Raw genomic sequence first — 10,009 nt, 5'->3', positions numbered from 1 at the left:
TCACACCACCGCCGCGCCCACCAAGCCGGCGCTCGCAGCAGCCACTACTGGAAACGCTGGCTCCGGCACAACAAGATCCAGCTATAGATCACAAAACATGACTGTAGTACTAGGACAAACCAGGGCAAGACGCCGTTCGCGGGACCGCTCGCCCTCGCAGCGCTGATGCTGGCGGTATGGACGCTCACGACATCCCCCACGGACTGAGCCCTGAGGAGTGCGCCGACCTCACCGCCGAGGAGCGGCTGGCGATGCTGCTGGTCGATGAGCCCAGACCAGAGGCGGTGAAGCAGCGGGCGCTCCACGCATACGTTACGGGCATCCCAGACTTCTCAATCGCGGGGAGTGGCGCGTGACAGACAAATGGGCGATGCTGTTCATCATTGTCGGGCTCGTGCTTTTCGCGGTAGGCCGCCGCTTCCAGGTGATGTTGGACCTGTGGCGGAAATGGAAAGGCACCCTCGCCGCGCTGCCCGGCATGGAGAAGGACGCCAAGCGCGGCGTGTGGACTTTCATCAAGTGGGCAGCGATCGGTCTGATCGTGGTGTGGGCTGCGGCCCGCATCAACACCTTCACCTGATCTTGGCCTGGGTGCTCGCTGGTGCGGGAGGCGGCCCTGCAATGTCGCCGGGCTTCGATCACGTCTTTGGGCAGGTCCAGATCGGCCACTGCTGCACACGATCCTGTCCGACGCGGTCGGGCACGGGCTGATCACAGCCAATCCCGCGGTCGGCAGCGCAACCGCGGCAAGAAGGTCGGCCGTGTGAAGACGCGTGGACCAGAGCGCAAGTGGGTCGACCCGCTCCAGGTGCTGCTACTCGGCGAGCGCCTGTCGCTGCTGTCCGGCCGGCCTGACGACTTCGTGCTCGCCGTGATGCTCGGCTACACGGGCCTGCGGTGGGGTGAGGCTATCGGGCTGGAGAAGCAGTATTTCCGCCTTTCGACTCTCCGGGTGGAGCAGCAGCTGTACGAACACAACGGGGCGTGGATCAAGAAGGCGCCGAAGGACGGTTCCTACAGGACCATTCACCTTCCATCGTTTATCAGTGATCTTCTGTCTCAACAGGTGCAGCAGGAGGGCGACGGGCAGTGCACATGCGAAGGCCCCCGCGGGTGTGGCGGGGGCCGGTATGTGTTCCTGGCGGAGGACGGCGGGCATGAGCGGCGGTCGAACTACGCGCGCCGACGGTTCCGGCCGGCAGCGGACGGGCAGCACCCTCAGACGAGGGGGAAGCCTCGCTATCCAGTGCTGGCTGATCTCGGCCAGGCGCCATGGCCGGGCGAGGTTCGGCGGTCATGGCCGGCTGCGGTGGAGGGCGAGGAGTTCGCCCCTCCGCGGCGCCAGGGCTTCTGGCGATATGACCCGGAACGGCACTACGTGCAGTCCTGGCTGCCGATCATGGAGGGGCTGACGCCGCACGGAGAGCGTCATGCACACAAGGTGTGGCTCGACGAGTTGGGCGTCCCGCTGGTGGCTTCAGAGGAGCGGCTCGGTCACGAGTTGCCGGGGATCGTCGGAACGTACACACACACGTCGCCCGCGATGATCAAGCAGATCACTGACGGACTTCAGAAACTTTGGGAAGAGAGTCTTGTCGAGCGGGCGAAGATCGCGGACGGGCGATCTCCGGTCCCTCTTCTAGACGAGCTTCTGGAGCCCGCAAGGAAGATCGTTTCGCAAGATCGTCCCCATTCGTCCCCAGGGCCGTCTCCGCGATCTTCGGATAGACCCTGTTTCACCAGGTGGGCGGTACTGGGTTCGAACCAGTGACCCCTCGCTTGTAAGGCGAGTGCTCTACCGCTGAGCTAACCGCCCCTGATCGGCACTACACCTTACGACACCGCGGGCGCCGATCGCACATCCATTGTCCATTCCCGCCCCACCGAAGGGCGCCCGGCCGCGGTCCAGCCCAGCAGGGCCGCGCCGAGCATGCCCGCGTTGACCCCCAGGGCCGCAGGCACCAGCGGGGGCGCGTCGCGGAAGGCGAGGCGCTTGACCAGCCGGGTTCGTACCGGGTCGAACAGGGCGGGACCGGCCTCGGCCAGCCCGCCGCCCAGGACGATCACGGACGGGTCGAGCAAGAGCGTGTACGTGGCCAGCGCGAGGGACAGGGCTTCGACGGCCTCGTCCCAGACCTCGATGGCCACCGGGTCGTCGGAGGCGACGACTTCCTCGGCCTTGACCCCGGGTATGCCGGAGCGCTCGCTGTAGCGCCGTCCGACGGAGGCGGCGGAGGCGTAGGTCTCCAGGCAGCCGAGCTGCCCGCAGGCGCAGGGCTCGCCGTCGGGGAAGACGGGGATGTGGCCGATCTCGCCGCCCCAGCCGACCGCTCCGCCGTACGGCTGGCCGGACAGGATCATGGCGCCGGCGATGCCGGTGCCGATGGGCAGGAACAGGAAGTCGGACACGCCGCGGCCGGCGCCGAGGACGCTCTCGGCGAGCCCGCCGGTGCGGACGTCGTGGCCGAGCATGACGGGGACGTCCATGTCGACGAAGGCCCGCGCGGGCACGTCGCGCCAGCCGAGGTTGGCGGCGTAGAGCGCGCTGGAGGCCGTCACGAGCCCCGGTACGGCCAGGCCGACCCCGGCCAGCCCGGGACCGCCACGCGCGGCCAGGTCGGCGATGAACTCGCGGATGGTGGTGACGACGGCGTCCGGCCCCTCGGCGCGCGGCGTGGCGCGCCGGTCGGTGACCAGCACCTGGCCGTTCTCGCTGACGAGGCCGCCCTTCATGGACGTGCCGCCGACATCGAGCGCGACAACGTAGGAACTCATAGCGGTCATCCTGAGAGGCGGAGGCAGGTCAACGGCTATGAACGATAGCGCACCCTATTGTCGGGAAAGACCGAGCACTCTGGCGAGAGCCGCCTCGACCTCGTCGGCCAGGCCTGGAGGCGGCTCGGAACCCATCGGCTCGGAACCGGCCGGCTCGCTGGTCCGCGCGAGCCGTACCGAACCGCAGGAGCGGCACTCGACTTCGCCGAGCCGGCAGATGAGCGACGTGGAGCCGCAGGATTCGCACAGGTCGAGGTCGAGGTCGTGGGAGCGCTGGCAGTCGGGGCAGATGAGCACCTGCGCCTCGCGGCGCACTCCACGCCGCCACGGGCTCGCTCCGCGAACCGGGTCGGTCTGCCGGGCCCCGCACCGGTAGCAGGGCATGATGGCCTCCGATGGACAGTCAGGACAACGCTTGGAGATAGTCGGCGACGTCACGCGCCGAGGAGATCGGGTTGACGACCGACCACCTGATCACGCCCTCGCCGTCGATGAGGAAGGTGCCGCGCCTGGCGAGCCCTTTCGCCTCGTCGAACACACCGTACGCCTGCGCGACCTGTCCGTGTGGCCAGAAGTCGGATAGCAGGGGGAACTCGTACCCCTGCTGATCCGCCCACGCGCGGTGGGTGAACATGGAGTCGACGGAGACCGAGAGCACCGTGACGTCGGCGGGCAGGCGCGGGATGAGTTCGTCGCGCACCTGGCCGAGTTCGCTCTGGCACACCCCGCTGAAGGCCAGCGGGTAGAAGATCAACAGCACCCGCCCGCCCCGCAGGCTCGAGAGCCTGACCGGGGTGCCGTGCTGGTCTGGCAGTTCGAAGTCGGGAGCCATGCCGTTCATCCTGCCGTACGACCAGGTCGGTCGTACGGCAGGCCTCAACGTCTGACTAGCGACGGCCCTTGGGCGCCACGAGCCTGGTCCCCGACCAATCGGGTGCTGCGGAGATGCTGCTGGTCTGCGAGAGGCCCGCGGTGGCGGCGTCCTCCCCGATGTCGCTCGGCTCCACGTGGCCATCTCTGCCGGCCTTGGGAGTCAGCAGCCAGATCTGGCCCGCCTCGGCCAGAGATCGCATCGCATCGCTGAGAGCGTCGAAGAGGTCGCCGTCGCCGTCGCGCCACCACAGCAGCACCACGTCGGCGACTTCGTCGGTTTCCTCGTCCAACAGCTCGGTGCCGGTCAGGTTCTCGATGGACTCGCGAAGTTCTTCGTCGCAGTCCTCGTCCCAGCCGATCTCCTGCACCACCTGACCCGGCTTGAGGCCGAGTCGTTCGGCCAGGCTGCGCTCGCCCTGCGCCTGACCCGCGGTCGCGCTCACTTGTATCCCTCCTGATATGCGGTCATCGCTTCGGGACAGTCCACACGCTGTGACCCTCAGTCGTCAACGGTCGCCACGATGACGGCCGTACTCCACACGAATTAATCCGACAAAAACGACAGTCGAACCTGCCGTTCACGGTTGTCGACGTTCAGGTCGACGACGGCGATCGACTGCCATGTGCCCAGCTCCAGCCGCCCGCCGAGCACGGGGACGGTGGCATAGGGCGGGACCAGGGCCGGCATCACGTGCGACCTGCCGTGGCCACGAGAGCCGTGGGCGTGTCGCCACCGGTCGTCGGCGGGCAGCAGGTCGGCCAGGGTGGCGAGCAGGTCGTCGTCACTGCCGGAGCCGAGCTCGAGCAGCGCCACTCCGGCCGTCGCGTGCGGCACGAACACGTGCAGCAGCCCGTCGCCGCCCACCGATCGTACGAAGTCCTCGCACTCACCTGTGATGTCGTGCACCGTCTCGCGCGACCCGGTGGTCACCGAGATGATCTGGGATTTCACATGGAAATCCTATGTGTGCTCGACGATCGCGTCCGGACCGGGAAACACCAGGCCGGTGTGCCCGTCGTCGAACCTGACCATGTACGGAGGCCCGCCGTCGGCACCCCGCACTTCGATGATCTCGCCGTGCCGGTCTGCCTCTCCAACGGTGTTGCCGTGCACGAGGAGCCGGTCTCCTACCGTCGCGTTCATACCTCCCACCTTCGTACGGCGGGGCCGATCCGAAAAGCCCCTTGACCGAGGTAGAAGGGCAAAAGATAAGCGAAACGTTACGGTCCGCCCGCACAGCGTCGACCCCGCGCGTACCCGCCTGCCGTACCCGGCTCGAGGCCCTCGACCCGGGGGTCAGGCCGGCGTTCGTCCCGTGTCGGTCTCGCGCACGAACTCCGCGATCGTGCGGGCGAGCAGCGCGGGCCGGTCCTCCGGGATGAGGGTGTAGCTGTCCTCGATCTCCACCAGCCTGGCGTCCTTGAACAGCGCCGCGAGCCTGGGACCGTGCTCGCGCGGCATCAGCCTGTCCTCCACCGCCCACGCCACCAGCACCGGCCCGGCGAAGGCGCGAAGCCCCTCGGCCCATTCCAGCAACACCCGGCGTGGCGGCACGGACCGCGTGTAGGCCGCCAGATCCCGCCTGATCGCCGAGCTGGCCCGCGCCGGCGCGAACCACCCGTCCATCACCGCGTCGGGCACGGGTCGCTTGCTCATCCAGCCCCATCCGCCCGGGGCCCTGCGGAAGGACCGTAGCCCGAGCAGCCGCATGACGAGCCACAACCCGCCGGGGATCCGCGCCGCGAGCTCGATCATGCGGCCGGGCAGCCCCGGAGGGTAGTTGTCGAACGCCTCGCACGAGGTCAGGACCAGCCTGCCGACGCGCTCGGCCCGGCCGAGCGGCACCAGCAGTTGCCCGCCGCCCCAGTCGTTGAGCACGAGGGTCACCTCGCGCAGGTCGAGCCGGTCGAGGAACTCCGCCACCAGCAGGGCCACGCCGGTGAGCGACAGGTCGGCGCCCGGCCGCATGGGACGGCGGTGCGCGCCCAGCGGAAGCGTCGGGCACACGCACCGGTGGTCGTGGCGCAGGTCGGCCACGACGTTGCGCCACACGGAGCCGTCGATCGTGACTCCGTGCAGGAACACCAGGACGGGCCCCTCGCCGCCGGTGTCCTCGTAGTCGATCGTCCCGGCTGACAACTCGATCTCCGGCACAGCGGCCTCCGATTTGATAGATCGCTCTAGCGAGACCTTAGGGTAGGCTCCGATCGTGGGCAACACCAAGGAACGCATCCTGGACGCGAGCGCCGAGCTGTTCCGCCGCAACGGCTACACGGGCACCGGTCTCAAGCAGATCGTCGCCGCGGCCGGCGCGCCGTTCGGCTCGATCTACCACTTCTTCCCCGGCGGCAAGGAGCAGCTGGGCGAGGAGGTCATCCGCTCGTCGGGGATGATGTACGTCCAGCTCTTCGACGCCCTCATCGCGCCCGCGCCGGACCCGGTCAGCGGCATCGAGGCGTTCTTCGCCGCGGCGGCCGAGACGCTGGTGGAGACCGGTTACGCCGACGCCTGCCCGATCGCCACGGTGGCGCTCGAAGTGGCCGGCACCAACGAGGCGCTGCGCGGGGCGACCGCCGACGTCTTCACGGCGTGGATCGCGGCGGGCACCGAGGGGTTCGCCAGGTTCGGGCTGGCGCCCGAGGCGGCGCGCAGGCTCACCATCTGCCTGGTGACCAGCCTCGAAGGGGCGTTCGTGCTGTGCAGGTCGCTGCGCGACACCGAGGCGCTCAGGGTGGCGGGCGAGGTCGTGGCCGCCACCGCCCGCGCCGAACTCGCCGCCGCCTCCCCCGGTGGCGCGACCCCTTAGGACGGCACGTCGGCGGCAGTTCCGGCTGACGCGGCATCCGCGCAACCGGCTCCTGCCCAGCCTGAGAGTCACCGGGGCGACGTCGTGCAGGGCGAGGCTCCGCCGCGCCTCAGACGCCCCTCGGACGGCACGGAGCGGCCCCACGGGCGAGGCCGGACGAGGCGATCGGCCCACCTGTCCGCCGGTTGGGAGCAGGCCGCCGCGGTGCCGTACGGGAGGGGCCGCTAGGATCCCGCGGACGGAACCGGAGGCCGGGCGACGCCCGGCGGCCGAGGGCGCCGAGACCGTTCCTATACTGCGGGGCGAGTGCCGCCCCAGCGCCTCTCCACAGGGCCGACCCCATAAGCGAAATTTCGTCTCTTTTCTGGTCTTGATAAATCCGGCCCTCGATGTAACCTTTGGTGTCGATTCGTCCTACCATCGGTGGTCTAGGCCACCATCCATTCCCTGCCAGCAGGGACGGTCTGGTTACCGGTCAGTAGAGATGCACTTTCCGGAGTTAGCGACCAGGATGGAAGGCGACCCAGACCAGACATCAGTCGATCCTCGGAAGGCGAGACCCAGTGGCTTCCGGACGCCAGCGTTTCTCGATCATCAGCGACGGCCTACCCAGCCAGCTGCCTGATGTCGACCCCAGCGAGACCAACGAGTGGCTCGAGTCCCTCGACAACGTCATCAAGACCGAGGGTCGCACGCGCGCCCGCTACCTGATGCTCCGCCTGCTGGAGCGGGCCCGCGAGCACCAGGTCGGCGTGCCCGGCCTGCGCAGCACCGACTACATCAACACGATCCCGCCGGAGCGCGAGCCCTGGTTCCCGGGTGACGAGCATGTCGAGCGGCGCATCAGGGCCTACATCAGGTGGAACGCCGCGGTGATGGTCTCGCGCGCCAACGCGCGCACCAACGTCGGCGGCCACATCGCCACCTACGCCTCCGCCGCCTCGCTGTACGAGGTCGGTTTCAACCACTTCTTCCGCGGCAAGGACCACGGCGAGTCGGGCGACCAGGTCTACTTCCAGGGCCACGCCGCGCCGGGCATCTACGCCCGCGCCTTCCTCGAGGGCCGGCTCAACGAGGCCCAGCTCGACGCCTTCCGCCAGGAGCTGTCGCACGGCTTCCACGGCCTGCCCTCCTACCCGCACCCCCGGCTCATGCCGGACTTCTGGGAGTTCCCGACGGTGTCGATGGGCCTCGGCCCGATCAGCGCGATCTACCAGGCGCGGTTCAACCGCTACCTGCTGAACCGCCAGATCAAGGACACCTCCAGGAGCCACGTCTGGGCCTTCCTCGGCGACGGCGAGATGGACGAGCCCGAGTCGCTCGGCGCGATCGGCCTGGCCGCCCGCGAGGAGCTCGACAACCTCACGTTCGTCATCAACTGCAACCTGCAGCGGCTCGACGGCCCCGTCCGCGGCAACGGCAAGATCATTCAGGAGCTGGAGTCGTACTTCCGCGGCGCCGGCTGGAACGTCATCAAGGTCGTATGGGGCCGCGACTGGGACCCGCTGCTGGCCGCCGACGTCGACGGCGTCCTGGTCAACCAGATGAACACCACGCCTGACGGCCAGTTCCAGACCTACTCGGTCGAGTCGGGCGGCTACATCCGCGACAACTTCTTCGGCAGCGACCCGCGCCTGCGCAAGATGGTCGAGCACCTGACCGACGACGACATCCGCAAGCTGTCGCGCGGCGGCCACGACTACCGCAAGGTCTACGCGGCGTTCAAGGCGGCCCGCGAGCACGTCGGCCAGCCGACGGTCATCCTCGCCCAGACCATCAAGGGCTGGACGCTGGGCAAGGACTTCGAGGCGCGCAACGCGACGCACCAGATGAAGAAGATGACCAAGGCCGAGCTGAAGGAGTTCCGCGACCGGCTCTACCTGCCGATCCCCGACTCCGCGCTCGAGGGCGACCTGCCACCGTACTTCCACCCGGGCGAGAACGACGAAGAGATCGCCTACATGAAGGAGCGCCGCGCGGCGCTGGGCGGCGTGCTGCCCAGGCGCTCGGTCCGCGCCAAGGCGCTCAAGCTGCCCGGCGACGAGGTCTACAAGCAGTTCGCCAAGGGTTCGGGCAAGCAGCAGGTGGCCACCACCATGGCCTTCGTGCGCCTGCTGAAGGACCTGATGCGCGACAAGGAGATCGGCAAGCGGTTCGTGCCGATCATCCCCGACGAGGCGCGCACCTTCGGTCTCGACGCGATGTTCCCGACGGCGAAGATCTACAGCCCGCACGGCCAGACCTACGAGGCCGTCGACAGGGACCTGCTGCTGTCGTACAAGGAGTCGACCGAGGGCCAGATCCTGCACGAGGGCATCAACGAGGCGGGCTCCATGGCCTCGATGACCGCGGTCGGCACCTCCTACGCCACGCACGGCGAGCACATGATCCCGATCTACATCTTCTACTCGATGTTCGGGTGGCAGCGCACCGGCGACCAGATGTGGCAGCTCGGCGACCAGATGGGCAGGGGCTTCCTGCTCGGCGCGACCGCGGGCCGCACGACCCTGAACGGCGAGGGCCTGCAGCACGAGGACGGCCACACCCCGCTGATCGCCTCGACGAACCCGGCGGCCGTCGCCTACGACCCCTCGTGGGCCTACGAGACCGCCTACATCGTCAAGGACGGGCTCCGGAGGATGTACGGTGACCAGCCGGAGAACATCTTCTACTACCTGACCGTCTACAACGAGCCCTACGTGCAGCCCGCCGAGCCCGCCGACCTCGACGTGGACGGCCTGCTGAAGGGTCTGTACAAGTTCGCCGACTCGCCGCTGGCGCAGGGGCCGAAGGCCAACATCCTCGCCTCGGGCGTCGCGGGCCCGTGGGCGATGGAGGCCCAGCGCATGCTGGCCGAGGACTGGGGCGTCTCGGCCGACGTCTGGTCGGCCACGTCGTGGTCGGAGCTGCGCCGCGAGGCGCTGGCCTGCGAGGAGCACAACCTGCTCAACCCCGACTCCGAGCAGCGCGTGCCGTACGTCACGCGGGCGCTGGGGGGCGCGCAGGGTCCCTTCGTGGGTGTCAGTGACTACATGAAGGCGGTCCAGGACCAGATCGCGCAGTGGGTGCCGGGCGACTGGAGCTCGCTGGGCACCGACGGGTTCGGCCTGTCCGACACCCGTTCGGCGCTGCGCCGCCACTTCCACGTCGACGCCGCGTCGATCACGCTGGCGGTGCTCACCCAACTGGTCAAGCGGGGCGAGCTCGACGGCGAGGTGCTGCGCGAGGCGATCGCCCGCTACCACCTGAAGAACGGCGTCACCGAGGCCGGCGGCGCCGAGAGCAACGACACCCAGTCCATGGGCGTCTGACGCTTCGCCAGGAAAGAGCCCGCGCCCGACGGCGCGGGCTCTTTCTCTTTTCTCCAGCTTCCGCGTCGTGGACGGCCCGTCGCGCTGTCCTTTCGTGTCATGGACGGCCGTCCTTTTCGCGTCATGGACGGCCCGTCGCGCTCTCATGGAGGGGTGCGGCGGCGTGTTCAGGAGGGGAGCGCGCCGCCTCATCGCGGTGACGATCTACCGGAAGCCGCTCGGCGCGCGCGGCGCACGCGACCA

The 10,009-nt window shown here is 68.8% G+C and carries 12 protein-coding genes and 1 tRNA gene; 5 read left to right on the top strand and 8 right to left on the bottom strand.

The genetic code is table 11. The features are described 5' to 3' along the window. Positions 1-176: 176 nt before the first annotated feature. The 3 genes from ACWEVS_RS23390 (at position 177) to ACWEVS_RS23380 (ending at position 1,771) form a co-directional block, all read left to right on the top strand. Positions 177-356, top strand: a complete 180-nt coding sequence (locus ACWEVS_RS23390) for a hypothetical protein (protein ID WP_452553266.1) — start codon at positions 177-179, stop codon at positions 354-356. Next, positions 353-580, top strand: coding sequence for a hypothetical protein (locus tag ACWEVS_RS23385; RefSeq protein ID WP_452553265.1), 228 nt, complete (start codon positions 353-355; stop codon positions 578-580). Before ACWEVS_RS23390 ends, ACWEVS_RS23385 begins: the two co-directional genes overlap by 4 nt. Before the next feature lie 183 nt (positions 581-763). Further along, positions 764-1,771 carry a hypothetical protein gene (locus ACWEVS_RS23380; RefSeq protein ID WP_452553264.1) on the top strand — a complete coding sequence of 336 codons (1,008 nt, stop codon included), beginning with the start codon at positions 764-766 and terminating at the stop codon, positions 1,769-1,771. On the opposite strand, the gene ACWEVS_RS23375 is transcribed toward ACWEVS_RS23380, so the two are convergent. The 8 genes from ACWEVS_RS23375 to ACWEVS_RS23340 form a co-directional block, all read right to left on the bottom strand. Next, positions 1,745-1,816, bottom strand: a tRNA-Val gene (locus ACWEVS_RS23375). The genes ACWEVS_RS23380 and ACWEVS_RS23375 overlap by 27 nt on opposite strands. A gap of 17 nt (positions 1,817-1,833) precedes the next feature. Then, positions 1,834-2,775 carry an ROK family protein gene (locus ACWEVS_RS23370; RefSeq protein ID WP_449927981.1) on the bottom strand — a complete coding sequence of 314 codons (942 nt, stop codon included), beginning with the start codon at positions 2,773-2,775 and terminating at the stop codon, positions 1,834-1,836. Positions 2,776-2,829: 54 nt separating this feature from the next. Then, positions 2,830-3,159 carry a hypothetical protein gene (locus ACWEVS_RS23365; RefSeq protein WP_452414401.1) on the bottom strand — a complete coding sequence of 110 codons (330 nt, stop codon included), beginning with the start codon at positions 3,157-3,159 and terminating at the stop codon, positions 2,830-2,832. 19 nt (positions 3,160-3,178) lie between these two features. Beyond that, positions 3,179-3,607: a peroxiredoxin gene (locus ACWEVS_RS23360; protein WP_449927979.1), complete on the bottom strand. Its 429-nt coding sequence runs from the start codon at positions 3,605-3,607 to the stop codon at positions 3,179-3,181. A gap of 55 nt (positions 3,608-3,662) precedes the next feature. Next, positions 3,663-4,091, bottom strand: coding sequence for a DUF3052 domain-containing protein (locus ACWEVS_RS23355; RefSeq protein ID WP_354904973.1), 429 nt, complete (start codon positions 4,089-4,091; stop codon positions 3,663-3,665). A 101-nt stretch (positions 4,092-4,192) separates the two neighbouring features. Then, positions 4,193-4,600, bottom strand: a complete 408-nt coding sequence (locus ACWEVS_RS23350) for a secondary thiamine-phosphate synthase enzyme YjbQ (protein ID WP_452414403.1) — start codon at positions 4,598-4,600, stop codon at positions 4,193-4,195. A gap of 9 nt (positions 4,601-4,609) precedes the next feature. Next, positions 4,610-4,792, bottom strand: a complete 183-nt coding sequence (locus ACWEVS_RS23345) for a DUF1918 domain-containing protein (protein ID WP_354904978.1) — start codon at positions 4,790-4,792, stop codon at positions 4,610-4,612. 153 nt (positions 4,793-4,945) lie between these two features. After that, the gene (locus ACWEVS_RS23340) at positions 4,946-5,803 is read right to left on the bottom strand and encodes an alpha/beta fold hydrolase (RefSeq protein WP_449927976.1); all 858 of its coding nucleotides are present in this window, start codon (positions 5,801-5,803) and stop codon (positions 4,946-4,948) included. A 55-nt stretch (positions 5,804-5,858) separates the two neighbouring features. Between ACWEVS_RS23340 and ACWEVS_RS23335 the strand changes: the two genes are divergently transcribed. Beyond that, entirely contained in the window at positions 5,859-6,455 is a 597-nt protein-coding gene (locus tag ACWEVS_RS23335) for a TetR/AcrR family transcriptional regulator (protein WP_452553262.1), read from the top strand. 563 nt (positions 6,456-7,018) lie between these two features. Further along, positions 7,019-9,766: a pyruvate dehydrogenase (acetyl-transferring), homodimeric type gene (gene aceE, locus ACWEVS_RS23330; RefSeq protein ID WP_452553260.1), complete on the top strand. Its 2,748-nt coding sequence runs from the start codon at positions 7,019-7,021 to the stop codon at positions 9,764-9,766. Positions 9,767-10,009: the final 243 nt, after the last annotated feature.

The organism is Nonomuraea sp. NPDC003754 (assembly GCF_053605785.1).
This window is presented reverse-complemented; position numbering and strand designations above follow the sequence as displayed.